At 73.6% G+C, this 25,102-nt stretch carries 30 protein-coding genes and 1 tRNA gene; 18 read left to right on the top strand and 13 right to left on the bottom strand.

The features are described 5' to 3' along the window. Window positions 1-11: 11 nt before the first annotated feature. Window positions 12-1,172 (bottom strand): SigE family RNA polymerase sigma factor, encoded by a 1,161-nt coding sequence (locus JT721_RS21845; protein WP_307828103.1) that lies wholly within the window; start codon window positions 1,170-1,172, stop codon window positions 12-14. Window positions 1,173-1,305: 133 nt separating this feature from the next. On the opposite strand from JT721_RS21845, the gene JT721_RS16645 reads away from it, so the two are divergent. The 3 genes from JT721_RS16645 (at window position 1,306) to rdgB (ending at window position 3,410) form a co-directional block, all read left to right on the top strand. Continuing rightward, on the top strand, window positions 1,306-2,010 hold the full coding sequence (locus tag JT721_RS16645; RefSeq protein ID WP_205474385.1) for a hypothetical protein: 705 nt from the start codon (window positions 1,306-1,308) through the stop codon (window positions 2,008-2,010). A 63-nt stretch (window positions 2,011-2,073) separates the two neighbouring features. After that, window positions 2,074-2,796 (top strand): ribonuclease PH, encoded by a 723-nt coding sequence (rph, locus tag JT721_RS16640; protein WP_205474384.1) that lies wholly within the window; start codon window positions 2,074-2,076, stop codon window positions 2,794-2,796. Next, window positions 2,793-3,410, top strand: coding sequence for an RdgB/HAM1 family non-canonical purine NTP pyrophosphatase (gene rdgB, locus JT721_RS16635; protein ID WP_205474383.1), 618 nt, complete (start codon window positions 2,793-2,795; stop codon window positions 3,408-3,410). The genes rph and rdgB overlap by 4 nt, the downstream gene beginning before the upstream one ends. On the opposite strand, the gene JT721_RS16630 is transcribed toward rdgB, so the two are convergent. After that, a complete protein-coding gene (locus JT721_RS16630) occupies window positions 3,355-4,242 on the bottom strand; it encodes a bile acid:sodium symporter family protein (RefSeq protein WP_205474382.1) in 888 nt (295 codons plus the stop codon). The two genes, rdgB and JT721_RS16630, sit on opposite strands and share 56 nt — an antisense overlap. 45 nt (window positions 4,243-4,287) lie before the next feature. On the opposite strand from JT721_RS16630, the gene JT721_RS16625 reads away from it, so the two are divergent. Beyond that, window positions 4,288-4,881, top strand: a complete 594-nt coding sequence (locus JT721_RS16625; RefSeq protein WP_205474381.1) for a lysophospholipid acyltransferase family protein — start codon at window positions 4,288-4,290, stop codon at window positions 4,879-4,881. A 10-nt stretch (window positions 4,882-4,891) separates the two neighbouring features. Here JT721_RS16625 and JT721_RS16620 read toward each other — a convergent pair. From JT721_RS16620 to bcp, 3 genes are all read right to left on the bottom strand, one after another. After that, a tRNA-Leu gene (locus JT721_RS16620) sits at window positions 4,892-4,965 on the bottom strand. 43 nt (window positions 4,966-5,008) lie between these two features. Continuing rightward, window positions 5,009-5,599, bottom strand: coding sequence for a maleylpyruvate isomerase N-terminal domain-containing protein (locus tag JT721_RS16615; RefSeq protein WP_205474380.1), 591 nt, complete (start codon window positions 5,597-5,599; stop codon window positions 5,009-5,011). Next, entirely contained in the window at window positions 5,596-6,075 is a 480-nt protein-coding gene (gene bcp / locus JT721_RS16610; RefSeq protein ID WP_205474379.1) for a thioredoxin-dependent thiol peroxidase, read from the bottom strand. Before bcp ends, JT721_RS16615 begins: the two co-directional genes overlap by 4 nt. A 128-nt stretch (window positions 6,076-6,203) precedes the next feature. Between bcp and JT721_RS16605 the strand changes: the two genes are divergently transcribed. From JT721_RS16605 to JT721_RS16575, 7 genes are read left to right on the top strand one after another with little or no spacing between them, the layout of a single operon-like run. Then, entirely contained in the window at window positions 6,204-6,902 is a 699-nt protein-coding gene (locus JT721_RS16605; RefSeq protein WP_205474378.1) for an energy-coupling factor ABC transporter permease, read from the top strand. After that, a complete protein-coding gene (locus JT721_RS16600) occupies window positions 6,899-7,258 on the top strand; it encodes a PDGLE domain-containing protein (protein WP_205474377.1) in 360 nt (119 codons plus the stop codon). Before JT721_RS16605 ends, JT721_RS16600 begins: the two co-directional genes overlap by 4 nt. 4 nt (window positions 7,259-7,262) lie before the next feature. Then, window positions 7,263-7,931 carry a cobalt ECF transporter T component CbiQ gene (gene cbiQ, locus JT721_RS16595; protein WP_205474376.1) on the top strand — a complete coding sequence of 223 codons (669 nt, stop codon included), beginning with the start codon at window positions 7,263-7,265 and terminating at the stop codon, window positions 7,929-7,931. Window positions 7,932-7,938: 7 nt separating this feature from the next. Beyond that, window positions 7,939-8,760, top strand: coding sequence for an energy-coupling factor ABC transporter ATP-binding protein (locus tag JT721_RS16590; protein ID WP_205474375.1), 822 nt, complete (start codon window positions 7,939-7,941; stop codon window positions 8,758-8,760). A 5-nt stretch (window positions 8,761-8,765) separates the two neighbouring features. Further along, a complete protein-coding gene (locus JT721_RS16585) occupies window positions 8,766-9,020 on the top strand; it encodes a DUF3618 domain-containing protein (RefSeq protein WP_205474374.1) in 255 nt (84 codons plus the stop codon). A 14-nt stretch (window positions 9,021-9,034) separates the two neighbouring features. Then, a complete protein-coding gene (locus JT721_RS16580; RefSeq protein ID WP_205474373.1) occupies window positions 9,035-9,358 on the top strand; it encodes a co-chaperone GroES in 324 nt (107 codons plus the stop codon). A 47-nt stretch (window positions 9,359-9,405) separates the two neighbouring features. After that, entirely contained in the window at window positions 9,406-11,853 is a 2,448-nt protein-coding gene (locus JT721_RS16575; protein WP_205474372.1) for a penicillin acylase family protein, read from the top strand. Between the two features lie 1,004 nt (window positions 11,854-12,857). Here JT721_RS16575 and JT721_RS21840 read toward each other — a convergent pair. The 3 genes from JT721_RS21840 to JT721_RS16560 form a co-directional block, all read right to left on the bottom strand. Continuing rightward, window positions 12,858-13,589, bottom strand: a complete 732-nt coding sequence (locus JT721_RS21840; protein WP_205474371.1) for a class F sortase — start codon at window positions 13,587-13,589, stop codon at window positions 12,858-12,860. After that, complete coding sequence (locus tag JT721_RS16565) at window positions 13,586-14,845, bottom strand: hypothetical protein (RefSeq protein ID WP_205474370.1); 1,260 nt, start codon at window positions 14,843-14,845, stop codon at window positions 13,586-13,588. The genes JT721_RS21840 and JT721_RS16565 overlap by 4 nt, the downstream gene beginning before the upstream one ends. Before the next feature lie 113 nt (window positions 14,846-14,958). Next, window positions 14,959-16,476: an MFS transporter gene (locus tag JT721_RS16560; RefSeq protein WP_205474369.1), complete on the bottom strand. Its 1,518-nt coding sequence runs from the start codon at window positions 16,474-16,476 to the stop codon at window positions 14,959-14,961. A 58-nt stretch (window positions 16,477-16,534) separates the two neighbouring features. Here JT721_RS16560 and JT721_RS16555 point away from each other — a divergent pair, with 58 nt between their 5' ends. From JT721_RS16555 to JT721_RS16545, 3 genes are read left to right on the top strand one after another with little or no spacing between them, the layout of a single operon-like run. Continuing rightward, window positions 16,535-17,323 carry a DinB family protein gene (locus tag JT721_RS16555; RefSeq protein WP_205474368.1) on the top strand — a complete coding sequence of 263 codons (789 nt, stop codon included), beginning with the start codon at window positions 16,535-16,537 and terminating at the stop codon, window positions 17,321-17,323. After that, on the top strand, window positions 17,320-17,739 hold the full coding sequence (locus tag JT721_RS16550) for a VOC family protein (protein WP_205474367.1): 420 nt from the start codon (window positions 17,320-17,322) through the stop codon (window positions 17,737-17,739). The genes JT721_RS16555 and JT721_RS16550 overlap by 4 nt, the downstream gene beginning before the upstream one ends. A gap of 51 nt (window positions 17,740-17,790) precedes the next feature. Continuing rightward, window positions 17,791-18,534, top strand: a complete 744-nt coding sequence (locus JT721_RS16545) for a PIG-L deacetylase family protein (protein WP_205474366.1) — start codon at window positions 17,791-17,793, stop codon at window positions 18,532-18,534. Window positions 18,535-18,546: 12 nt separating this feature from the next. Here the strand turns inward: JT721_RS16545 and JT721_RS16540 are convergent, their stop codons facing one another. Beyond that, the gene (locus JT721_RS16540) at window positions 18,547-18,813 is read right to left on the bottom strand and encodes a hypothetical protein (RefSeq protein ID WP_205474365.1); all 267 of its coding nucleotides are present in this window, start codon (window positions 18,811-18,813) and stop codon (window positions 18,547-18,549) included. An 83-nt stretch (window positions 18,814-18,896) separates the two neighbouring features. Here JT721_RS16540 and JT721_RS16535 point away from each other — a divergent pair, with 83 nt between their 5' ends. Both JT721_RS16535 and JT721_RS16530 read left to right on the top strand, forming a co-directional pair. Beyond that, entirely contained in the window at window positions 18,897-19,772 is an 876-nt protein-coding gene (locus tag JT721_RS16535; protein ID WP_205474364.1) for a DICT sensory domain-containing protein, read from the top strand. 141 nt (window positions 19,773-19,913) lie between these two features. Further along, entirely contained in the window at window positions 19,914-20,567 is a 654-nt protein-coding gene (locus JT721_RS16530) for a fasciclin domain-containing protein (RefSeq protein WP_205474363.1), read from the top strand. A gap of 66 nt (window positions 20,568-20,633) precedes the next feature. Here the strand turns inward: JT721_RS16530 and JT721_RS16525 are convergent, their stop codons facing one another. The 4 genes from JT721_RS16525 to JT721_RS16510 form a co-directional block, all read right to left on the bottom strand. Beyond that, complete coding sequence (locus tag JT721_RS16525) at window positions 20,634-20,924, bottom strand: hypothetical protein (RefSeq protein WP_205474362.1); 291 nt, start codon at window positions 20,922-20,924, stop codon at window positions 20,634-20,636. Between the two features lie 74 nt (window positions 20,925-20,998). Beyond that, complete coding sequence (locus JT721_RS16520; RefSeq protein ID WP_205474361.1) at window positions 20,999-22,012, bottom strand: hypothetical protein; 1,014 nt, start codon at window positions 22,010-22,012, stop codon at window positions 20,999-21,001. 19 nt (window positions 22,013-22,031) lie between these two features. Beyond that, window positions 22,032-23,051, bottom strand: coding sequence for a hypothetical protein (locus JT721_RS16515; protein ID WP_205474360.1), 1,020 nt, complete (start codon window positions 23,049-23,051; stop codon window positions 22,032-22,034). 35 nt (window positions 23,052-23,086) lie between these two features. Continuing rightward, window positions 23,087-23,947, bottom strand: a complete 861-nt coding sequence (locus JT721_RS16510) for a class I SAM-dependent methyltransferase (protein WP_205474359.1) — start codon at window positions 23,945-23,947, stop codon at window positions 23,087-23,089. A gap of 299 nt (window positions 23,948-24,246) precedes the next feature. On the opposite strand from JT721_RS16510, the gene JT721_RS16505 reads away from it, so the two are divergent. After that, window positions 24,247-24,408: a hypothetical protein gene (locus JT721_RS16505; protein WP_205474358.1), complete on the top strand. Its 162-nt coding sequence runs from the start codon at window positions 24,247-24,249 to the stop codon at window positions 24,406-24,408. A gap of 85 nt (window positions 24,409-24,493) precedes the next feature. Further along, window positions 24,494-24,874 (top strand): hypothetical protein, encoded by a 381-nt coding sequence (locus JT721_RS16500; RefSeq protein ID WP_205474357.1) that lies wholly within the window; start codon window positions 24,494-24,496, stop codon window positions 24,872-24,874. Window positions 24,875-25,102 lie beyond the last annotated feature (228 nt).

Genomic DNA, 25,102 nt, shown 5'->3' with positions numbered 1-25,102 from the left:
CGGGAGCAGGGTCAGCCGACGCTCTGCCGTGCGCCCTCACCGACGTGCACGCTGCCGAGGAAGTCGAGCATCGACTCCTCCGACCAGCCGGCGGAGTCGGGGTACTGGATCCGCACCACGCCCTCCGGCTCGCCGGGCAGCGTGCGGGTCGAGATCGTCGTGTGGTCGCTGTCGCCGCGGATGCTGAACGTGCGGCCGTCGTGCTCCACCCGGCCGTCGCCGAGCGGGTTGGCGTCGAACATGACCACCAGCTTGCCGAGGAAGCTGTCGGGGTTGTCGTCGACCGACCCGTCGTCGGGCGCGATGACGACGCCGAAGTCGTTGCTCGCCTGCACCGACCACCCCTCGGGCGTGAGGCCGAAGGTGTACGGCGCCGCGTCGAAGGACTCCGCGACCAGGCGCACCCCGGGGTCGGCGGCGGGCGGGGTCGTGGGGGGAGTGGCGGCCGGTCCGGCCGGGTCGTCGTTGCTCACGGCGACCGTGACGCCCACCGAGCCCACGGCCACGAGCGCGAGCGCGGCGAGGCCGCCGGTGTAGCGCCGGCGACGGCGGTGCACGAGCGCCTGCCGGGCGCGGGCCAGGTCGGCGTCGGCGGCGGGGGCGTCGCCGCCGGTGCCGGCGGCGAGGTCGAGGGTGCGGTGCAGGTCGGTCATGGCATCTCCAGGGTGAGGGGTCGCAGCTGAGGCGCGAGGGTGCGCCGCAGGTGGTCGAGGGCCTTGGCGTTCTGGGACTTCACGGTGCCGGTCGAGCACCCGCGCGGTCTCGGCGACGTCGAGGTCGACCCAGTGCCGCAGGACGACCACCGCCCGCTGCCGGGGTGCGAGGTCGCGCAGCGCGGCCAGCACCGCCGCCCGCAGGTCGGGGTCGGGTGCGGACGAGCGGGGCTCGGGCCCGGCCAGCGCCGGGTCGGCCGTGGTGGCCTCCCGCCTCCGGTGGGCCCGTCGGCTCTCGTCGACGAAGAGGTTCGTCAGGCTGCGCCGCGCGTAACCGACCGGGTTGTCTGCTCGCCGCACCTTCGGCCAGGCGAGGTAGAGCCGGGTCAGCGTGCCCTGCACGAGGTCCTCGGCCCACGCCGGGTCCCCGGTGGTGAGCAGGGTCGCCATCCGGACCAGGTCGGTGCGGTGGGCGACCACGAACGCGGTGAACTCGGTGTCCCGTCGGGACGTGTCCATGTGGCCTCCTTCCACCCTCCTGACCGGAGCGGGCCGGTCGTCGGTTGCCCCGGGCCACGACCAGACCCGTGACCGGGCCGGGAATGGTCGGCGAGGGGCGACGGCGACCCCCGGACAGGTCTAGCGTTCGGCCATGATCCGTGACAACGCGAAGCTCGTCCTGCTCGCGGCGACCTGCCTGGTCATCGGCCTGGTCGCTCCCGCCACCGCCGCGGCGGTGAAGAAGGCCGTCAACTCCGACAAGGTCGACGGGCTGCACGCCGTGAAGTCCTCGGCGTCGGTGAAGAAGCGACGCGGCAAGCTGGTCGCCACGTCGCGGAAGACCGGCCGGCTGCCCAACAACATCATCGCGCAGGCGCCCGACTCCGCGCGGCTGGGCGGCGTCCCGGCCACGGCGTTCCGGTCGCTGGTGCTTCCGGCCTCGGCCCTGCACAGCGCCAACGAGGACTTCACGGGGCACCCGCTGGCCGACGCCGGCGTGCCGTCGGTGAGTGCCGTCGTGCCGCTGCCGCCGACCTACGTGCGCGGGCGGCCCCTCACCGTGGCCCTCGACATCTTCACGCCCAACGTGCCGTGCGTGGTGTCCCTGATCGCCACGACCGACCACCTGCGGACCGGGACCAGCGCCGAGCCGGTCCCCACCTCGCTCGTCGGTGGCGGCAACCTGGCCGCGCTGCCCCGGTCGCCGGGACTGGGCCGGGTGACCGTGCGCGCCGCCCTGCCGGCCGCCGCGGTGCCGGGCGACGTGGTGGTGGTGCGGCTGCTGCGCAACGCCGCCGCGAACCTGGACGCCTGCACGGGGACGCTGCTGGTGATGGGTGCGACGCTGAGCTGGTAGCGAGCACTCGCTGACCGTTGACCGCCGACCTCCGACCGCCGGCCGCTCGATAGCCTCGTCGCCATGACACGTGCCGACGGTCGCGCCGACGACGAGCTCCGCCCGATCACCATCACCCGCAACTGGCTCGACCACGCCGCCGGCTCGGTGCTGGTGGGATTCGGCCGCACCCGGGTGCTCTGCGCGGCGTCGGCGTCGGAGGGCGTGCCGCGCTGGCGCAAGGGCTCGGGGCTCGGCTGGGTCACCGCGGAGTACGCCATGCTCCCGGCGGCCACCAACACCCGCTCCGACCGCGAGTCGGTGAAGGGCCGGATCGGCGGTCGCACCCACGAGATCAGCCGGCTGATCGGCCGCTCGCTGCGGGCGGTCATCGACTACTCCGCGCTCGGCGAGAACACCATCCAGCTCGACTGCGACGTGCTCCAGGCCGACGGCGGCACCCGCACCGCCGCGATCACCGGTGCGTACGTCGCGCTCGCCGACGCCGTCGCCCACCTGCGCACGACGGGCGCGCTCACCGGCGAGCCGCTCACCGGCTCGGTGGCGGCCGTCTCGGTGGGCATCATCGACGGCTCGCCCCGCCTCGACCTGCCCTACGAGGAGGACGTGCGCGCCGAGACCGACATGAACATCGTGATGACCGGCGAGGGCACCTTCGTCGAGGTGCAGGGCACCGCCGAGGGCGCGGCGTTTACGCGCGCCGAGCTCGACGCGCTGCTGGCGCTCGGCGAGAAGGGCTGCGCCGACCTGACCCGCCTCCAGCACGAAGCGCTCGCGCAGTCGTGACCCGGCTCCACCTCGCCTCGCGCAACGCCAAGAAGCTCGAGGAGATGCAGCGGATCCTCGCCGAGCACCTGCCCGGGATCGAGGTCGTGGGTCTCGACGACGTGCCGGCCTACGACGAGCCGGTCGAGGACGAGCCGACGTTCGAGGGCAACGCCCTGCTCAAGGCCCGCGCCGGCCACACCGCCACCGGGCTGCCCACGGTCGCCGACGACTCCGGGCTGTGCGTCGACGCCCTCAACGGCATGCCCGGCGTGCTCTCGGCCCGCTGGTCCGGTCCGCCCAAGGACGACGCGCGCAACAACGAGCTCCTGCTCGCCCAGCTCGCCGACGTGCCCGACGAGCGCCGTACCGCCCACTTCCGCTGCGCGGTCGCCCTCGTGCACGACAGCGGCGAGCTCGTCGTCGAGGGCCGGATGGACGGCCGGGTGATCCGCGAGGTGCGCGGCAGCGGCGGGTTCGGCTACGACGTGCTGTTCGTCGCCGACGACCACCCCGGGCTCACGACCGCCGAGCTCTCGCGCGAGGACAAGGACGCGATCTCCCACCGGGGGCGGGCGCTCAGGGAGCTGGCGCCGCAGGCGGCGTCGCTCCTCGGCGGGCGATCCAGCGGGTGATCACCATGCCCCACAGGCTGGCGTAGACGAACATGAACAGGGAGTAGACGGCCGCCGGGATCGAGATCTCGGTGTTGTCGAGCACCTCCACCGCCACGAAGATCGCGAGCGTCGCGTTGTGCACCCCGATCTCCATCGACGAGGCGATCGCCTGCGCCTCGCGCACGCCGAGCGCCCGCGGCACGACGTAGCCGACGACCAGGCTGATCGCGCAGAACAGCCCGGCGGCGACGCCGATGTCGGCGAGGTAGTCGCCGACGTTCTCTCGCTGGTCGACCAGGATGCCGAGCACCAGCACGGCGAGGACCACCGCGGAGCCGGTGCGCACCGGCCTGTCCATCCGCAGCGCCCACCCGCTGGCCCGGACCCGCACCAGCATGCCGATCGCGACCGGCACCAGCACCACGGCGAAGACCTCGACCACCTTGCCGAACTGGAGGGAGACCTCGTCTCCCTGGTCGTAGTGGGCGATGGCGAGGTTGGTGATGATCGGCAGCGAGACGATGGCGACGATCGAGTTGATCGCGGTGAGTGTGACGTTGAGGGCGACGTCGCCGTGGAAGAGGTGGCTGAACAGGTTGGCGCTGGTGCCGCCCGGCGAGGCCGCGAGCAGCATCATGCCGATCGCGAGCAGCGGTGGCAGGTCGAGTCCCTTGACCAGGCCGAAGCAGACGAGCGGCAGCAGCACCAGCTGGCAGGTCAGCGCCACCACGACCGCGCGCGGGTGGCGGGCGACCCGTCGGAAGTCGTCGGGCACCAGCGAGAGCCCCAGGCCGAACATGATGATCGCGAGCGCCAGCGGCAGCCCGACGGTCGTGAGGGCGGAGTCCATGCCGGGACTGTAGGGGGCCGACAAGGGGTCGGGTAGGTTCCGAGCGTGTCCCGCCACCCGTTCCTGGTCCGCCGCACGATCGCGCGGGTGCTGCTGCGCCTGGCCCGCTGGCGGACGGCGGGGCAGGTGCCGCGACGGGGCATCCTGGTCGGCGCCCCCCACACCTCCAACTGGGACTGGGTGCTGACCATGCTGCTGGCCTGGGACAGCAGCGTGCAGATCCGGCTGCTGGTGAAGGACTCGTTCTTCAAGGGTCCGCTCGGCTGGTTCATGCGGCGCACCGGCGCCGTCGAGCTCGACCGCGCCAACCCCGGTGCCACGATCCGCGAGCTGCTCGAGGACGCCGAGAGCGACGAGACGTTCCTGCTCGGCATCGCCGCCGAGGGCACCCGGGGCAAGGTCGAGCACTGGAAGTCGGGCTTCTACCGGATCTCCCAGCAGACCGGCATCCCGATCACGCTGGCCTACCTCGACGCCCGCACGCGCACGGTGGGCTGGGGTCCGACGTTCGCGGTCACCGGCGACGTGCGCGCCGACATGGACCGGGTGCGCGCGTTCTACGCCGACAAGGTCGCGATCCGTCCGGAGTTGACCACGGTGCCGCGGCTGCGCGAGGAGGACCGGGCGACCTCGGAGTGAGCCGGATCGGTGCGCCCGGAGAGACTCGAACTCTCACTGGCCAGGACCTAAACCTGGTGCCTCTACCGATTGGGCTACGGGCGCTGGTGGTGCGCGGCGAAGTCTAGGCGGGGGCCAGGGTGGGGCCTCAGACGACGCTGATCGCCTCGCCGCGCCCGGTGAGCGCCAGCAGGGCGGCGGGGCCGGTGCCCGCCGCGACCGCGACCTCGCCGGCCAGCGCCAGCGCCTCGGCCAGCGCAGCCCGTGGCGGCTGCCAGTCCAGTCCGGTCGCGTTGGCGATGTCGAGGCCGTGGACGGCGAGCTCGAAGACGCGGGTCGGCAGGTAGTCGCGCAGCCTCATCCCGCCCACGATCGTCGTGATGACCGCGTCGGCGTCCGCGCCGACCAGCGCGTCGGCGACCGTCTCGACCAGCCGGCGGACGGCGGCGGCCGGGTCGTCGCCCAGCGCGGCACCGGCCTGCACGCCGCGCTCGACGATGGCCGCCGGCTCGAGCGAGACCCGGCCCACCTCGACGTAGTAGTCGGCTGCGGTGGCGGCGACCACCGAGTCGGCCGGTTGCTGGAGGTAGTCGATCACCGTGACCAGCGACCGGCTGGTGTGGCCGACCAGGGCGCGCAGGTCCCACTCGCCGAGCCCGGGACCGGACAGGTCGACCGGGAGCCGGTCGACGAGGTCGGCGAACGCCTCGGCCGCCCCGAGGTAGGTCTCGGCGCTCACGCGGCCAGACCGAGGTCGCGCCGCAGCTTGGCGACGTGGCCCGTCGCCTTGACGTTGTACTGCGCGACCTCGACGGTGCCGTCCTCGTCGACGACGACGGTCGACCGGATCACGCCCTGCACGACCTTGCCGTAGAGCTTCTTCTCCCCGAAGGCGCCCCACGCGGTGAGCACCTCCTTGTCGGGGTCGGAGAGCAGGCGGATGGTGAGGCCGTCGCGCTCGCGGAACTTCGCCAGCTTCTCGGGGCGGTCGGGTGAGATGCCGAGCACCTCGTAGCCCGCGGCCCGGAGCGAGTCGAGGGAGTCGGTGAAGTCGCACGCCTGCTTGGTGCAGCCCGGGGTCATGGCAGCGGGGTAGAAGTAGACGATCACCTTGCGTCCGCGCAACGACGAGAGCGTCACGCTGCTCCCCGTATCGTCGGTGAGGGTGAAGTCGGGGGCGGTGTCGCCGGGGGAGAGGCGCGGGGTCTCGGCCATGGGACGCACGGCTCCTGTTCTTGTCGCAAACGACGTGCAATAAGGTGACGGTGGGCTGCGGCCCTACTCAACCACTCCTCGACCCCTGTTCCACCAGTGCCCGGGCCCGGCCCGGCGACAGGAGCGACATGCACGTCCCCGACGGATTCCTCGACGCCCCGACCTCGGTCGTCACCGGCGCGGTCGCGGCCGCGGGGGTCGGCCTGGCCCTGCGCGGCGCCCGGCGCGAGCTCGACGACCGCACCGCCCCGCTGGCCGGGCTGGTGGCGGCGTTCGTCTTCGCGACCCAGATGCTCAACTTCCCGGTGGCCTCCGGCACCAGCGGCCACCTGATGGGTGGCGCGATCGCCGCCGTGCTGGTGGGGCCGTGGACCGGCGTGCTCTGCACCAGCGTGGTCTTCCTCGTGCAGTGCCTGCTCTTCGCCGACGGCGGCGTCACCGCGCTCGGCACCAACATCGTGCTGATGGGGCTGACCACGGTGCTCGTCGGCTGGCTGGTCTTCCGCGGGCTGCAGGCGGTGCTGCCCAGGCGACCGTCGCTGGTGCCGGTGGCGGCCGGCATCGGCGCGTTCGTCTCGGTGCCGGCCGCCGCGCTCCTCTTCGTCGTGCTCTACGCCGTCGGCGGAGCCGCCCCGGTGCCGCTCGACAACCTCACGACCGCGATGGTCGGCGTGCACCTGCTCATCGGCATCGGCGAGGGCGTGATCACCTTCCTCGCCGTGGGCAGCATCGTCGCCGTGCGGCCCGACCTCTGCTACGGCGCCCGGCGGGTGCTCGCCGCGCGCGAGCTCGAGATCCGCCCCGCCGCGACGGGAGCCTCCGCATGAGCACCACGCAGTCGTCGTCCGACCGGCGCACCGGCCGCCGGCCCTCCACGCGCGCGGTGGCGGTCGGCATCCTGCTGGTCTCCGTCGTGCTCGCCGGCATCGTGAGCTTCTACGCCGCCAGCAGCCCCGACGGGCTGACCAAGGTCTCCCAGGACGAGGGGTTCGCCGACACCGAGAAGGAGCATCGCACCGGGGACGGGCCGTTCGCCGGCTACGGCACCGAGGGTGTCGACGACGAGCGGCTCAGCGGCGGGCTGGCCGGCGTGGTCGGCGTCGTGGTGGTGCTGGTGCTCGGCGCCGGGGTGGCCTACGCCGTCCGGCGCCGCCCCGGTCGCGACAGCCCAGACCGGGGCTGACCCGGTGGGTGCGGGGCACGGGCACAAGCTGCACTTCCACGGGCACTCGCCCGTCCACCGCGCGCCGGCCCACCTCAAGGTGGTCGCGCTGCTGGCGTTCGTCGTCCTGGTCGTGGCCACCCCGCGGGAGTGGTTCTGGGCCTTCGGGGTCCACCTCGCCGTGGTGCTGGCGGTCATCGGCGTCTCTCGGGTGCCGCCGTCGTACCTGCTCAAGCGGATGGTCGTCGAGGTGCCGTTCGTGGTCTTCGCGCTCCTGCTGCCGTTCGTGGCTCACGGGCCGCACACCGAGGTGCTGGGCGTCACCGTCAGCGAGCCCGGGCTGCTGGGCGCCTGGGGCCTGCTCGCCAAGGGCACGCTCGGCGTGCTCGCCAGCCTGACCCTGGCCGCGACCACCGAGCCGCACGACCTGCTCGCCGGGCTCGAGCGGCTGCGGCTGCCCGACTTGCTGGTGCAGATCATGGGGTTCATGGTCCGCTACCTCGACGTCGTCACCACCGAGCTGCAGCGGATGCGGGTGGCCCGCGAGTCGCGCGGCTTCTCGGCGCGCAACCCCACGCACTGGCCGGTGCTGGCCCGGGCCGCCGGAGCGCTGTTCATCCGCTCCTACGAGCGGGGCGAGCGCGTCCACCTGGCGATGCTCTCGCGCGGCTACACCGGCCGGATGCCGCGATGATGGTGCCGTGAGCACCCCCGTCCTCGACGTCCGGGGGCTGGCGTACGCCTACCCCGACGGGCACCAGGCCCTCTACGGCGTCGACCTCCACGTCCACCCCGGCGAGCGGGTAGCGCTGCTCGGGCCCAACGGCGCGGGCAAGACCACGCTGGTGCTCCACCTCAACGGCATCCTCGAGGCCGGCGCCGGCTCGGTGCGGGTGAGCGGGCTGGAGATGACCAAGCGCAACCTCGCCGACATCCGGCGCCGGGTCGGCATCGTCTTCCAGGACCCCGACGACCAGCTGTTCATGGGCACGGTGGGGGCCGACGTCGCCTTCGGGCCCAGCAACCTCGGCCTGCGCGGCGCCGCGCTCGACGCCCGGGTCACGGCCGCGCTGGAGCAGGTCGGCATGGCGGAGTACGCCGACCGCCCGCCCCACCACCTCTCCTTTGGCCAGCGGCGCCGGGTGGCGGTGGCGACCGTGCTGGCGATGGAGCCCGACATCCTGGTGCTCGACGAGCCTACGGCCAACCTCGACCCCGCCTCGCGGCGCGAGCTCGCCGACATCCTGCGCTCGCTCGACGTCACCGTGCTGATGGTCACCCACGACCTGCCCTACGCCCTCGAGCTGTGCCCGCGCTCGGTGGTGCTCTCCGACGGCTCGGTCGTCGCCGACGGGGCGACGTACGACCTGCTCACCGACACGGAGCTGATGCGCGCCCACCGGCTCGAGCTGCCGTGGGGCTTCGACCCTCGCACGACCGGCCGGCCGGAGCCCGCCCCGCCCCGGCGCGGTCCCGACGGGTTGGTAGATTCGACCGCGACCCGACCGAGCCAGGGAGACTGACACACGTGAGCAAGGCGAACGACACCTCGGCCATCGAACGCGAGATCGAGGAGACCCGCGAGCGCCTCGCCACCACCATCGACCAGCTGCTCCACCGGTCCAACCCCAAGACCATCGTCAACCGCGAGGTCAGTCAGGTGAAGGCCTGGTTCGTCGACCCCGAGACCGGCCAGCCGCGCGCCGACCACATCGTCAAGCTGGCCGCGGGCGTGCTCGGGACGGTGGCGTTCTTCGTCGTCGTCCGCAAGGTCGTCAGCTGATCGCCGAGCCCCGCATGTCCGACAAGACCCCGATCAAGATGCTGCACGACCGCGTGCTGGTCGAGCTCGACGTCGACGCCGGCGAGCGTCGTTCGTCCGGCGGCATCGTGATCCCCGCGACCGCGGCGATGGGGGCGCGCCGGCTCGCCTGGGCCAGGGTCGTCGCCGTCGGGCCGCACGCCCGGGCGGTCGAGAACGGCGACCGGGTGCTGTTCGACCCCGACGACAAGGCCGAGGTCGAGGTGCACGGCGAGACCTACGTCGTCATGCGCGAGCGCGACGTCCACGCCGTCGCCGCCGACCGACTGGGCGACCAGGCCACCGGCCTCTACCTCTGAGCGTCCGTCCGGCGTAACCGTGACGGGCGCCACCCGTTGAGCCGGGCATGACCCGACGCGTCACCGTACTGATCGCTGCTCTCTGCCTGGTCCCGCTGGTGCCGCTCGCGGTGGTCGCCGGGCCGTCCGCGTCGGGGGAGCCGGGCGCGGTGGGCGAGGCCGGGCCCGCGGTGACGTCGCCCGCGAAGCCCGGCCGTGGGAAGAAGTACCGCGCCGTGGTCCGGGTGACCCGCCACGGCATCCCGCACGTGAAGGCCAAGGACTTCGGCTCGCTCGGGTTCGGCAGCGGCTACGCCGCGGCGGCCGCGTCGCTGTGCACGCTCGCCGACACGCTGGTCACCGCGCGCGGCCAGCGCTCCCGCTGGTTCGGCCCGGCGGCCCGCTACGACGACCAGGTGTCGATGGACGTCACCAACCTCCAGGTGGACGCGTTCGTCACCGACCTGCGCAACCGCCGGGTCGTGGAGCGGCTGCTCGCCGACCCCGTGCGCGGGCCGGGGCGCCAGGCCCGGGCCATGGTCGGCGGCTACGTCGCGGGCATCAACAAGTACCTGCGCAAGGTCGGCGGCCCCGCCGGCGTGACCGACCCCGCCTGCAAGAACGCCGGCTACCTCCGCACCCGGGCCACCACCCTCGACCTCTGGTACGGCGTCTACCTGGCCAACCTGCTCGCCTCCAGCGGCGTCTTCGTCGGCCAGATGGTCGACGCCGCCCCGCCCACGCTCAGCGACCCCGGGTTGCCGGAGCTGCCGCTCAAGGCCGCCGACCTCAGCGAGGCCGAGCGCGAGGCGCTGCGTGCCTCGCTCAAGCCCACCGCCCAGTTCGGCTCCAACGCCACCGCGGTCGGCGGCGCCGCCACCAGCACCCGCCGCGGGATGCTGCTGGGCAACCCCCACTTCCCGTGGCGCGGTCGCTACCACTTCACCCAGCAGCACCTCACGATCCCGGGGAAGTACGACGTCGCGGGTGCCTCGCTCATCGGCTCGCCGGCCATCAACATCGGCTGGAACAGGTCCGTCGCCTGGAGCCACACGGTGTCGACGGCGTACCGCTTCACGCCGTACGAGTACCGCCGCGCGGGCCGCCTGGGCTACCGCACCGAGAAGGGCGTCAAGCAGCTCGAGCGGCGCGTGGTGAAGGTGACCGTGCGCAAGGCCGACGGCTCGCTCGGCACCGTCACCGAGGACCTCTACCGCACCGCCCAGGGCTACGTGATCGACGACCCCGCTCAGTTCATGCCGTGGGGTCCGCTGAGCTTCTGGGCGATCCGCGACGCCAACGCAGAGCACCTGCGCACCATCGACACCTTCCTCGAGATGGGCAAGGCCACCTCGGTGCGCGACCTGCTGCGCCGCCAGGACCGCGAGGGCGGGATGCCGTGGGTCAACACGACCGCGGCCGACCGCGCCGGCGACGTGCTCTACGCCGACCACTCGGTCGTGCCCCACGTGACCGACGCGATGGCGAACAGGTGCATGACCGTCATCGGGCGGATCATCGACTCGGTCGCCGGCCTCCCCGGCCTCGACGGCACCCGGGCCGGTAGCGCTTGTGCCTGGGGCACCGACCCCGACGCCCAGCGGCCGGGCGTCTTCGGCCCCAGGAACCTCCCGGCGACGTTCCGCCGCGACTGGGTGATGAACGCGAACGACTCCTACTGGCTGCCCAACCCGGCCCAGCGGCTCGAGGGCTACGCCCACATCATCGGCTGCGAGCGCTGCGCGCGGACGATGCGCACCAGGATGGTCGCCCGCTACGTGCAGGACCGGCTGGCCCGCGGCAAGGAGACCCCGGCCAGCTTCCGCGGCCACCAGCACGAGAACCGGCTGCGCGCCGCCGAGGTGATGCGCGCCGACGGTGCCCTCGACGCGGTGTGCGCCAAGACCGGCCAGACCGACGCGTGCGCCGTGCTGCGCCGTTGGGACGGCCGCTCCAACCCCGGCTCGCGCGGCACCCACATCTTCGAGGAGTTCGTCGAGCGGCTCCCCGAGAAGGGGATCTGGAAGGTGCCGTTCGACGTCGCCGACCCGCTCAACACCCCGCGCGGCCTGCTGACGACCAACCAGGGCGTGGTGAAGGCGATGTCCGACGCGATCGCCTCGCTGCGGGCCCGCCGGATCCCGCTGAACGCGACGTGGGGCAGCCTCCAGGTCGCCGGCGACCGGGGCGCGCCCGCGATCGGCCTGGGCGGCGGCGAGGGCGACGCCGTCGGCAACGCCAACACCCTGTCGTCGCGCAAGCCGGTGCAGAACCGCGACCGCTACAAGGCCGTCACCTACGGCTCCTCCCACATCCAGTCCATCGCCTTCCTCGACCGCGGCCGGGTCCGCGCCGACACGATCCTCACCTACGGCCAGTACGAGGACCCCACCTCCCGCTGGTCCTCCGACCAGACCCGCCTCTTCGCCGCCAAGCGCTGGGTGCGGTTCGCCTTCACCGACAAGCAGATCCGCAAGCAGCTCGTCCGGCGGCTGGTGCTCTCCGCCCCGCGGTAGCCGCCATGGCTGGTCGAGCAGCGAGCGCCAGCGAGCGTCGTCGAGACCCGGGTGCGCCGAACGCCTCCCTGGAGCGGGTGACTCCGGGGACGGTGCTCGGGCGGGTGGTGACTGCGGGCTGGTGTGATCCGGGCGGGTGGTGACTGTTGGTGGGCGGGGGTGCGGGGTGCCGCGCGTTGGTGGGCACTGCGGCTGCTGCGCGCCGGACGTCGTTCGGCACTCGTTGCCGTGTCGCCGGACTCTGCCCTGCGGTTCCCCGGCGTTCGTGTCGGCGCCACGCCGCCGTCTACGTGCCGAACGACGCCCGTCGCTCCGCCGCCTCCGTGCCGTGCGGCGCGGCAGCTCGCTGGTTGAGGAGGGACGAAGTCCTGTCTCGAAACCCGGTGAGACGAAAGCCCTCCGTCCCCACCGGAGGGCGGTCGGGTGCAGGGGTCTCGACGGACGCTCGTCGCTGGGGCTCCTCGCTGCTCGACCACCGGCACCTGCGCTGGTCGAGGTGCGAAGGCCGCTAGGCCTGAGCCTCGAGACCCGGTGAGCCGAGCGCCGTCCCGTCCCCACCGGAGGGCGTTCGGCCAGCGGGGGTTTCGAGACAGTTGCTAGCGCAACTTCCTCAACCACCGGTGGGCTACCGCTGGTTGAGGAGGGACGAAGTCCCGTCACGAAACCCAGTGAGCCGAGAGCCCTCCCGTCCCCACCGGAGGGCGTTCGGCCGGCGGGGGTTTCGAGACAGTTGCTAGCGCAACTTCCTCAACCACCGGTGGGCTACCGCTGGTTGAGGAGGGACGAAGTCCCGTCTCGAAACCCGGTGAGACGAAAGCCCTCCGTCCCCCCCGGAGGGCGTTCGGCCGGCGGGGGTTTCGAGACAGTTGCTAGCGCAACTTCCTCAACCACCGGTGGGCTACCGCTGGTTGAGGAGGGACGAAGTCCCGTCTCGAAACCCGGTGAGCCGAGAGCCCTCCCGTCCCCACCGGAGGGCGGTCGGCCGGCGGGGTTTCGAGGCGGCCTCAACCAGCGGAGGCGCGGGTGGTGTCCTGGGGCTTCGGGGTCTTCACCGGCTTGCCGAGGGGCTTGCCGAAGACGATCACGTTGGACTCGTAGAACCTGCCGTTCCAGTCGTCGCACGAGACCAGGACCAGGCGGCCGTCGCCGGTCTCCTGGCCGAACAGGGAGACCGCCTTCTCGGCGACCTCGTCCTTCGACAGGACGCTGACCTTGGTGACCTCGTAGCGCATCGTGCCGCGCTGGGTCTGGACGTCGACGAACTGGCCGGGCTCGAGGCGGTCGACGCGGTCCATGGCGCCGCCGCCGGTGTGCACGGTGTGGCCGGTGATCACGGTCTGGCCGGTGAGCGCGCCGGGCTCGGCGCTGGCGTCCCACCAGCCGACCTGCTTGGGGTCGCGGGGTGGGTCGAGCACCGCGTCCGGGCTCACCTGGATCGGGACGATCGGCGCGGCGATCTTCACCGAGCGGGCGATCAGGCGCAGCGGCTCGGCGGGCTTGAGCGTCTCGTAGCGAGCCCCCGCGGAGGCGGCGGCCGGCTCGTCGTCGTCATCGTCCGGACCGAGCACCGACCACCCGAGGAGGCCGACGACAGCCAGCAGCACCACCGCGGTCACCACGGTGGTGACCGTGCTGAACTTCCCGGCCAGTCGGTCGAGGAGGTCGAACCCTGGGGTCAGCTCCGGCGGTACGTCGTCGACCCGGTCGTCATCCGGGCCGACGGCCGGGTCGGTCACCGGCGGGCGACGGCCCGACGGACGCTGACGGCACCGGCGCCGAAGGCCAGCAGGAGCAGCGCGCCGAGGCCCGCCACGGCGGCCAGCGGCATCGTGGTCGCGGTGTCGGTCGGGGCGGAGGCGCCCGTCACGCCGGCGGGCACCGAGGTCGGGACCGGCTGCGTGGGCGTGGACGTGGGGGTCGGGTCGGCCGGGGGAGCGGCGACGCGGCCGTTGGGTCCGCAGGTGCTCTTGCCGATCGCGAGCGAGAGCACCTCGACGCCGAACTGCTTCGCGACCGGCAGCACCTCGAGCTCGAGGGCGGTCACCTCGATGGCGTTCTTGGAGGGGCGGACCTGCTTGTTCAGGGTGCCGTTGAGGATGTTCTCCTCGAGCGGGCCGAGCTGCTTGGCGATCTGGCCGATGATGTTGGTGACGACCGCGGCCTGGTCGACGACCACACCGAGCTGGGCGAGGGTGCCGCCGAGGGCGGTGGTGAGCTGGGTCTTGACGGCCTTGAGCACCGCGTCGACGACCTTGTCGAGGCCGGTGACGAGCTTGGTGTTGGGCTCGGGGTGCACCGGCAGCTTGACCAGGTCGACCCGCTGGTTGAGCACCTGCACGTAGGCGCCGACGTCGGCCAGGTCGGAGTCACCCGTCGCCGAGGTGGGCGTGGCCCGGCACGAGCTCTGCACGGCGCCCAGGTCGACGACGATCTTGGGGTCGCCGACGGAGGTGAGCACCGTCTGCAGCGCGTTCTGCAGCGGCGGCAGCACCTGGCCGATGACCGGCTGGAGCAGGTCGACCAGCGGCTGGGCGAGGCCGTCGAGGACGGTGGAGTTGGTGAGGGTCAGCTTGCTCAGGTCGAGGTCGGCCGCGCTGATCGAGACGTTGTTGCCGCCCGAGAGGCAGGCGCCGTCGCCGGCCGCGACCAGGGTGGCGCCGTCGCCGGCCAGGCCCGCGCAGGCCTCGGAGATGCCGTTGCCCTTGTCGATCCGGGTCACGGCGTCCTGGGCCAGGGTCCCGGCCGAGATCAGGGACTGGCCGCCGAGCAGGCCGAGCACCGGCTCGTTGTTGCCGCTCGCGGTCTGCTTCTCCCCGTCGTGGCTGACCTGGTAGCTGCCGGAGTCGACCGGGCTGCTGAGCAGGGTGAGGGTCAGGCCGGTGGCGCTGGCCTGGGCCACGGGGGCGGCGGCGAGGGCGGGCGAGCCCGAGAGGGCGACGATCGACCAGGCCGTCGCGACGGCTCCGATCCGGATGGCGGTCCGAGCGAGCATGTGGTGAGGCCTCCCAACCCCCGGGGCCGCATCCCGCACGGCCCCACTGTGAACAACCCGAGGAGAGGGCGCGGTGCGGCCCTCGACGGCTCAACGCCGGGGGGTGGCAAAGGTTACGGCGCGGGCCGGTCGTGGCGCCGGGCCGGCGACGGTGCGGCCGGCACCAGGCCGAGCGCGGCGTCCTCGGCGTCCTCCAGCGGACCGGCGGTCGGCTGCCGGCGCAGCGGGGGGATGAACAGCGCCATCAGGCTGGCCACCACCATCACCACGGTCAGGAAGACGAACCCGCCGACGTAGCCGCTCTCGAGCGGCAGCCCGGTCTCCCCGAGCCGGGCCGTGACGATGCCGGCCATCAGCGCCGCGCCGAGCGAGCCGCCGATGGTGCGGATGTTGGCGTTCATCCCGCTCGCGACCCCGGTCTGCTCGGCGGGCACCGAGGCGATGACGACACCGGCCAGGCTGGAGAAGACCAGGCCCGAGCCCACGCCCTGCACGGTGGTCGCGGCGTAGAGCTGCCAGGTGTGGTCGTGGAAGAGGGCGACCGAGAGGAAGGCGAGCGCCGTCGTGCCGGTGCCCGTGGCGATCACGGCGCGGGCACCGAACCGGCGCATCAGCCGGGCCGTGGTGAACCCCACGAGGAAGCTCGCGACCGCCGAGGGCAGCAGCAGCCAGCCGGACTCGCTGATCGTGGCCCCGAAGCCGTAGCCCTCGCTGCGCGGCGTCTGGAGGAACTGCGGCAGGAAGCCGAAGGAGGAGTACATGCCGACGCCGACCAGCCCGGCGACGACGTTGGTGGTCCACACCCCGCGCAGCCGCATCATGCCCATGTCGATCATCGGCACCGGCGCCCGCACCTCGGTGCGCACCCACAGGACGCCCACCACGAGCGCGAGGGCCATCAGGCCGAGCACCCGGCCGGAGGTCCAGCCCCAGGTGTTGCCCTCCGAGAGGGCGAGCAGGAGCGCGACCAGCCAGACGGCGAGCAGGACGCCGGGGAGCACCGGCAGCCGTACCGGGGTGCGGGCGGGCGACTCCGGCACGCAGAACGCCGCCAGCGTCGCCGCCGCCAGGGTGGCGATCATCGGCAGCCAGAACAGCCAGTGGTAGTCGAGCAGGTCGAAGATCGGGCCCGCGATCACGATGCCGACGCCGAACCCCACCGCGGTGAGCGAGGCCAGCACGCTCAGCGCGGTGCCCATCCGTTCGCCGTGGAACTCGTCGCGGACGATCCCGAACGACAGCGGCAGCACGCCGCCGCCCGCCCCCTGGAGCACCCGGGCAGCGATCAGCCAGCCGATCGACGGCGCCAGCGCGGCGACGAGGGAGCCGAGCGCGAGCGCCAGCAGGGTGATCACCAGCATCCGCTTCTTGCCCACGGCGTCGCCCACCCGGCCGAGCAGGGGCGTGCAGATCGAGGCCGAGAGCAGGTACGCCGTGAGCACCCAGGTGACCGTCGACTGATCGGTGTCGAGCTCGACCTGGATCTGGGCGAGCACCGGGACGACCAGCGACTGGAGCAGCGCGAACGAGCTCACCGCGAGCGCGAGCACCGCGAAGGTCAGCGGCGGGCGGCCGCGCAGGCTGCTCAGGGTGGCGCTCCTCGACGAGACTCGGTTGTCGACGACAACCATCAAGCGGCATCGTATCGGGCGGCTGGTGGCTGTCGGCGGCCGGTGCGATGCTGCCCGGATGGTGGAGCACCACGACGAGGACCTGTCCGGCTCGGCCTTCCGCGACGTCGACCTGTCGAGGCTGAGGGTCGAGCGCGCCGACCTCCGGGCCGCCCGCCTCCACGACGTCGACCTGAGCGGGGGCAAGGTCACCGGCGCGCTGCTGACCGACCTGGTGCTCGACGGCCACGCCGACCGGCTCGTGGTCAACGACGTCGACGTGATGCCCTACGTCGAGGCCGAGCTCGACCGGCGCCACCCCGAACGCCCGCTGATGCGGCCGACCACCGCCGACGGCTACCGCACCGCGTGGACGGCCCTCGAGCGGCTGTGGGCCGGTACCGTCGCGCGGGCCAGGAGGTTGCCGGAGGAGCGACTGCACGAGCGGGTCGACGAGGAGTGGTCGTTCGTCGAGACGCTGCGCCACCTGGTCTTCGCCACCGACGCCTGGGTGCTGCGCGCGCTGCTGGGGGAGCCGTCGCCCTACCACCCGCTCGGGCTCTTCCACACCGACGTCGACCCCGCCTCGGTGGGCGTCGTGCTCGATCCTGACCTCCGCCCGTCGCTCGACGAGGTGCTGGCCGCGCGCGCCGACCGCAAGGCCACCGTGTCCCGGGTGCTCGACGAGCTCACCGACGAGCGGCTGGCCGGCACCACCACGCCGGTGCGCGAGCGGGGCTACCCCGAGGGCAAGGCCTACGCCGTCACCCGCTGCCTGGGCGCCGTGATCTCCGAGGAGTGGCACCACCGGCTGTTCGCCGAGCGTGACCTCGCGGTGCTGGAGCAGCGCGAGGGGGTGGCCCCGTGACCGCCCGCCTCACCGAGGTGGTGGTCGACGCCCGCGACCCCGAGGCGCTGGCGGCGTTCTGGTGCGCGGTGCTCGACTACGTCGTCATCGACTCCGACCCCGGCCGGGTCGTCGAGATCGCCCCGGCCCGGGTCGCCACCCCCGAGCTGCTGAGCCGGGTCCGCAGCGGGCCGGTCGTACCCTCGGTCGTCTTCGTGGCCAACCCCGACCGCAAGACGGTCAAGAACCGGGTCCACCTCGACGTCTCGCCCACCGACGCCTCGCTGGCCGACGAGGTCGCCCGCATCGAGGCCCTGGGCGCCGTCCGCGTCGACGTCGGCCAGGGGGAGGGTCGCTCCTGGGTGGTGCTGGCCGACCCCGAGGGCAACGAGTTCTGCGTGCTCCGCTCACTGGCCGAGGGCGAGTTCGACGGCTGACCCGTCCGTGATTTCCGGGCGGACGCCGTCGGCGGTGGCAGGGTGGTCGCCATGACGACACCTGCCCCGCTCGAGCCCCTCCGTGAGGACTGGCAGCGCGCCCTGTGCGTGGTGGCCCACCCCGACGACCTCGAGTTCGGCGCGGCGGCCGCCGTGGCCCGCTGGACCGGCCAGGGCAAGGAGGTCGCCTACTGCCTGGTGACCAGCGGCGAGGCCGGCATCGACGGGCTGCACCCCGACGAGTGTCGACGGGTCCGGGAGGCCGAGCAGGTCGACTCCGCCCGGATCGTCGGCGTCGACACGGTCGAGTTCCTGGGGCTGCCCGACGGCGTGCTCGAGCACGACCTGGCGCTGCGGGCCGCGATCGCCCGCGTCGTCCGCCGTCACCGGCCCGAGGTCGTCGTCACCGGCAACTTCCGCGAGACCTGGGGTGGGCGCAACCTCAACCAGGCCGACCACGTCGCCGTAGGCCGGGCGGTCGTGGACGCCGTTCGCGACGCCGGCAACCGCTGGGTCTTCGCCGACCAGCTCGTCGACGGGCTGGAACCGTGGGGCGGGGTCGAGGAGGTGTGGGCGTTCGGCTCGCCCGACGCGACCCACGCGGTCGAGACCACCGACACCTTCGACGCCGGCGTGGCCTCGCTGGAGGCCCACCGCGCCTACATCGACGGCCTGGGCTGGGACCACTTCGACCCCCGCGAGTTCCTCGAGGGCGGGGCCCGGGCCACCGGTCAGCGGCTGGGGGCCCGGTTCGCGGCCGCTTTCGAGGTCTTCCCGATGGGCTGGGGGGAGTAGCCGGGGTCGGGGTCAGGCCCGCCGGGTCGCCCGGCTGCGGCACGTCGACCAGAGGGTCCCGAGGATCCACGCCTGCGGGCTGGTGTGGGGCGGCGGCCCGTCGGGGTGCCGGCTCCACGCCAGCCGGTAGGCCTCCTCCACCAGCCGCTCGGCCTCGGCCGGCGTTCCGGCCAGGCACCGGGCGAGCCGCCAGGCAGCGGCCAGCGTGGTGTCGACCACGGCGACGGCGTCGACGTCGGCCCCCGTCACCGCGGCGGGGCGCCACGGGCCCGGGGTCACGGATCCTGCCTGGCTCGTCGTCATGGCCGCCTCCGGGGCGAGAGGGTGATTTCTACACAAGGTGTTGAGGATAGGATGCCACCGTGACCAAGGACCAGCCCCAGAGCCCGCCAGGCGAGGGCGCCGTGCTGAGCATCGGCGACCTGGCCGAGCGCACCGGCGTGGCGGCCGCGACGCTGCGGATGTGGGAGCAGCGGCACGGCTTCCCGGTGCCGCACCGGCTCCCGAGCGGCCACCGACGCTACGACGACGGTCATGTCAGGGCCGTGCGCGCGGTGGTCGACCGGCGCGATGCCGGCGTCCGGCTCGACGCCGCCATCGCCCAGGTGGCGGCCCCGCAACCCGAGGCGCCCACGCCCCCGTCGGTGTGGGCCCAGCTGCGCCGCACCAGACCCGACCTCGCGGCGCACCGGCTCCGCAAGCGCACCCTGGTCGCCTTGTCCCGGGCGATCGAGGACGAGCTCTGCTCGACCGCCGAGCGGGCATCGGTCTTCGGCGGCTTCCAACGTCGGGAGTTCTACGCCCGGTCCCGCGAGCGGTGGCAGGAGGTCGACCGGGTCGCCGGGTCGGCGTTCGCGTTCGCGGACTTCCCGACCGTGGCCGACGGACATGGGCCGGCGCTGGTGCCGCTGCCGACCGATGCGCCGATGCTGCGCGAGTGGGTGGTGGCCTGCGACTCGCGCCGGCTGCCGGCGGTGCTCGTGGCCTGGGAGGTGCCCGGCCAGGCCGGGGTGCCCGACGCCGACCGGGTCTTCGAGGCGGTCTGGACGATCGACCCGGCGGCGGCCCGCGACGCGGCGCGGACCTGCGCCGAGGTGGCGGTGGCGGCCGGGGTGGCCCGGGCGGTGCCGGTGCTGGCCGCGCTCGCCGGGCCGCCGCCGGTCGGATCCGTCGACCCGGGGTCGGTCACCCGGCTGCTCTCCCGGGTGCTGGCGTACGTCGACGGCGCGGCCGTCTGAGCCGCCACCCGAAAATTTCAACAGGCTGTGCAATCCGCGACAACTGTGGCTCCGAAGCACCCACGAGGAGGAGCCCGGCCCGCCCGGGGGCCGTTCCTCGCGACCCGGCGACCGCCGGGCCTGCCCCACGGAGGAGGAGACATGCACGCACAGCGCACGAAGCGAATCCTGGTCACGGCGGTGGCCGGAGCAGTGGCCGCGATCGGCGCGCTGGCCCCGGCCACCTCGGCCGAGGCCGCCCCGAGCGCCGCCGGCAAGCGCAGCCTGGTCAAGGTGCTGGCCGCGGACGGCGTCCGGTTCGACAAGAACTGGAAGGACTTCGACATCATGGAGGCCGCGGCCCTCGCGGTCCTCGACGCCAAGCCGGACAGCCCGGTCGGACTGCTGGCCAGGGGCGGCACCCGGCTGACGGCGTTCCTGCCGACCGACCGCGCCTTCCAGAGGCTGGTGCGCAGCCTGACCGGCAGCACCCCGCGCACCGAGAAGCGCACGGTCGCCGCGATCCTCGCGGCCGCCGACGTCGACACGATCGAGACCATCCTGCTCTACCACGTGGTCCCGGCCCGGACCCTGACCTCGCCCAAGGTGGTCGCCGCCGCCAAGAAGGGCGGCACGGTCACCACCGCCCAGGGCGGCACGATCAAGCTGCACGTCATCAAGGGCGCGGTCACGCTGCTCGACAAGGACCGCGACGCCCGCAACCCCCGGGCGATCCCGGCGCTGCTCGACCTCAACCGGGGCAACCGCCAGGTTGCCCACGGCATCGACCGGGTGCTGCGTCCGGCCGACCTCTGACGCACGCCACCAGACAGGCACACCCCGCCCGGGCACCCGGGCGGGGTGTGCCGCGTCAGCGGCGGATCAGCTGGAGGCGAGCAGCGGACGGCAGGCCGGCTCGCGGCCGACCTCGACGCCGGGGAAGGCCTGCTCGGCGGTCTGGTGGGGCAGCCGGCCCACGGGCGGCGCCACGCCCTTCATCCAGGGCGAGGTGCGGATCCCCTGCAGGCCGTCGCGGGTGGTCCACACCAGGGCCATCACGGGGCGCTGGTGCTCGTCGAGCAGCCAGGTCTCGCTCCGCCGCATGCCGCACGTCGCGCACGCGTCGTCGACCCAGCGGTGCTCCTGCGAGCCCGACCCCATGTCTCTCGCCACGTGCCCACGGTAGGGCGTCGCGGTGAACACCGGGTCACGATCGGCGAACTTCGCGGCAACGCCGGTCGCCGACCTCAGGCGGGGGCGCACGCGCGGTACGACCGACGGGCCGTGACGACCTTGGTACGGCGCGGCCCCGGGGGGTCGACGACCAGCCGGACGCCCACGGTCGCGCCGCGCGTCGCGGGCAGCCCGGGCACGACGTACGTGCGGCCCGGCTCGGGGCGCCGCACGCTGCGGGCCCGCCGGCCGTCGACGGTGAGGACCGCCTTGCGCACGGTGCCGGTGCGGCGGAAGGTCGCAGCGACCGACCGGTTCGCGCAGGTGGCGGCGTCGGCCAGCGCGACGTGGCGACGCCCCCGCCCGGTGGTCACGGAGGTCGCGCTCCCGCCGTCGTGCAGGTCGAGTCGGATCCGGCCCGAGCCGCTCCGCACCCGCTGGAGCGAGCTCTCGTCCTCGGCGACCACCTCCCAGTAGAGGCCGAGGTCGACCTCGTAGGAGCCGGCGGGCAGGAACCAGGTGGCGGTGTGCTCGCCGCCCGAACGGTCCTCGTAGGAGACGTGCTTCCCGACCGGTCCGGCCGGCTCGAGCTCGAGGTAGGCGCTGGTGTCGCGGGTCGCCGACGAGGTCAGCACCAGCCACTGCGGACGGTCGAGGCGGAAGGCAACCTCGTGGTCCACCTGCGTCCAGGCGGCGACCCGGCAGACCTGCCCGGGGTCCTCGGTGCTCTCGACCCGGCCGGACGCCGTGAGCTGCGTCGACCCCAGCTGGCCACCGCGCCCCTGCACCGTCGCGGTGCCGGACGCCCGCATCGTGGTGCGGGTGACCGCGCCACCGGTGTGGTTGGTGGTGCTGCTGCCACTGACGGTGCGGGTCACGGTCCGGCCCGGAGGGACCGGCGTGCGCGGCTGGTTGGGTGTGGTCGTGGTCAGGCAACCTGTCGTGTTGGTGTGGTAGGCGCCGACGAAGCCGTCGATCGACGCCTCGTCGATCGCCGCGGCCTCGGCCGGTGCCGGGGCCAGCACCAGTGATGCGACCAGGGCGAAGGTCGCGACCGCCGTCGGGCGTCGGTGGGGGTGGTGGTCCATGTTCTTCTCCTGTCGGTGGTCAGCGCGGGGCGCAGGACCGGTAGGTGCGGGTGACGGTGACGGTGGCCCGTCGACGCGCACCGGGCGGGTCGACGACGAGGCGCGCGCGCACCGTCGTGGTGGGGCGGGTGGAGCCGAGCCGCACCCGCACCGTGCGGCCGGGCGTGGGACGACGCAGGGTGCGCACCCGCCGCCCGTCGACGCTGACGACGACGGAACGGGCGCGGCGCGCCGCTCCGCGCAGGGTGACGGGCACGGTGCCGCTCGCACACGCCGCAGAGCCCGGGACGGCGTAACGGCTACCGCGGCCCGTGGGGCCGGTGACCGCGGAGCCGGGGTCGTGCAGGCCGACGTCGACCGTCACGGTGCCGGCATTCGTGCCGGACCCCGTGGTGTCCGAGGCGTCTGCCAGGACCCCCCAGGTGACGGTGGCGGCGAGGTTGTAGCTGCCGGCCGGCAGGTACGCCGGACCCGGTGTCCCGCGCAACGGTGGCGTGCCCGTCTCGAGGACCGTGGCGCCGTCGTCGGTGCTGATGCGCACGTGCCCCTGTCCCTCGCCGGTCCGGCCCAGCGACACCGACACCCACTGGGGGCGCTCCAACGTGAAGTCGAGGGTGCGGACGGCGTACGCCACGGACATCGTGGTGCACGGGTCGGAGGCGCGTCGGTCGGTAGCGACGCGACCGGTGGCGGTGAGGCGTACCTCCGAGAGCTGACCGCCTCGCAGCCGTCCCCGGGTCGTGGCGCTGACCTGCTGGTCGGTGCGGATGGAGCCGCCCGAGGCGACGTGGGTGATGGTGGACGCCGCGCTGGCGCGGCTCGTCGTGGTGCTGCCGTCCACGGGCGCGGCGACCTCGGGGGCCAGCTCGTTCTGGGGGCCGGTGCAGACGCTCGGCCGGTACATGACGCCGGCCATCGTCGCGAGGGCCGACGAGGTCACCGGTGCGCCGGTGGCGGGGGCGGGAGGCAGGACCAGCCCCCCGGCCAGCACCACGAGGGCGGTGCCGACCGTGCGGGACAGGGTGCGGGAGCGGTTCACGAGGTACTCCTGGATCGGGGGACTGGTCCGGCGCGTCAGGCCCGGGTGGCGGTGACGACGCGGTACTGCCACTCGAGGTGGATCGCGTCGCCGTCGGTCGACACGGCGGACGAGCTCGCGAGCTCGACCAGGTCGGCACGCAGCGCGCTCCGGCCGGCGTCGTCGAGCTTCGCGGCCGCGCTGTAGGTCGGGCCGTAGTAGGTGAGGAACAGGTCGGCGAACGCCGCGGCGTCGGCGAACCGCACCGGCACCACGTGGGTCGTGGAGGCGAGGTCGGTGACCCGGTCGCCGAGCAGTCCGGCGACGATCGCCTCGTCGCCCCAGCGCACGGCCGGCTGGGCGCCGGGCGGCGGGGAGACGTGGCGGCCGACGGTGCCGAGGATGCCGCCGACGAAGCCCTCGGCGGTCCAGCTCGCCAGCGCGACCCGGCCGCCGGGGCGGCTGACCCGGGCGATCTCGTCGGCGGCGGCCTGGTGGTCGGCCGCGAACATCACGCCGATGGCCGAGACCACGACGTCGAACGACGCGTCGTCGAACGGCAGGTGCTCGGCGGCGCTCTCGGTGAACTCGACCTCGACGTGCTCGGCCGCCGCACGGTCGCGCGCGATCTCGAGCAGCGCCGGGACGTAGTCGATGCCGGTGACGTCGCCACCCTGGCGGGCCGCGGCGAGGGCGGCGTGCCCGGTGCCGGTGGCGATGTCGAGGACGCGCTCGCCGGGGCGGACGGCCGCGGCCGCCACGACCATCTCGTTGACGGGGACGGTCAGCGCGGCGATCCGGTTGTAGTCGCCGCTGCTCCAGACGGCCTGCTGCTTGGTGCGCAGGTCGTCCATGGAGGGGGTGGTGCTGTTGGTGGTGCCGGTGGTGCCGGTGGTGCCGGTGGTGGTGCTGGTCATCTCGGTTGCCTCTCGGAAGTCGGGCCGCGGGTGGCGGCCGGTTGCAGGAGGAGCCTGCGCCGAGGGCGTGCAAGTGGTGTGCACGTTCTGTTGAGTCCCGTCGAGGTCGGCGCCCGACCGGACGTCGTAGTCCGGTCGGGCTAGGCGAGGATGACCCGCTTCGGCCATGGTCCGGCCCGCGGCGCCGCCCTAGGGTTGGGTGCAGACCCGCTGGTGACCCGAGACGCCAGCGGGTCTACTCATTTCCTCGACGGGACCGACCACAGGCGGAGGGCCGCGAGTTGCTGTTTCCGGGGTCGATGCTCGCGTTGCTCGTGCTCGTGGCGGCCCTGGTCGGCGCCCTCGCGGGATGCGACTTCTCGCCGCTCGTGTGGATCGCGCTCGGGGCGCTCGTCGCGGCCGGGGTGGCGGCCGACGTGGCCGGCCACCGCCGTCGGCGGCGTCGCGCCACGGGTGGCTGAGGCCCTTCGACGGGCCGGCGGGTGTAACGCAGCCGTTCGTTCCCGACATGGGCGAGTGATGCGAACCCCACGAAGGAGCACCCCCATGACTCGCACCCGCACGTCCGTCGCTGCCCTGCTCTCCACCCTGGCCCTGGGACTCGGCGGCGCCACCGTCGCGTCCGCGGCTCCGACCCCGGCCCCGGAGTCGTGCGCACGGCAGGAGGCGCAGGTCGCCAAGGCCGAGCAGGCTCTGGCCCGCGTGACCGCGGTCTTCGGGCGGCAGAAGGACAAGGTCGCCACGGCTCGCAAGGGCCTGCGCCAGGCGGACACCCGCGTCGAGAGGGCCCGGGCCCGGGCCGCGCTCGAGCGCGCCAAGGACCGCAAGGACGAGGCCAAGAAGTCCAAGACCGCCCAGCAGGTGCGGCTGGCCAAGGCGATCGAGCGGCTCGCCGCCTGCGAGGCGGGCCAGGCGCCCGCCGCCTGACCGGTCCCGGATCCACTGCCCGGGCGCACATCTCCCGGACAGCAGAGCGGGCCCCCTGACCGATGGTCAGGGGGCCTTCTGTTACGCCATCCGCGACGTGCCCTCGTTGGGGGCTCCGCGCCGCTGTCGCGGGGCGGGTGTCGAGGCTGCCGGAACCCGGCCTGCCGGAACAGCGTCCGAGACACATGACCCATGGCCCGCAACTGGCCGCCGGCACTCTGACAGCGT

Origin of the sequence: Nocardioides sp. SYSU D00038, from assembly GCF_016924665.1 — a bacterium.
Lineage (GTDB): Bacteria > Actinomycetota > Actinomycetes > Propionibacteriales > Nocardioidaceae > Nocardioides.
The sequence above is the reverse complement of the archived record's forward strand: the minus strand, read 5'-3'. Positions and strand labels throughout refer to the sequence as shown.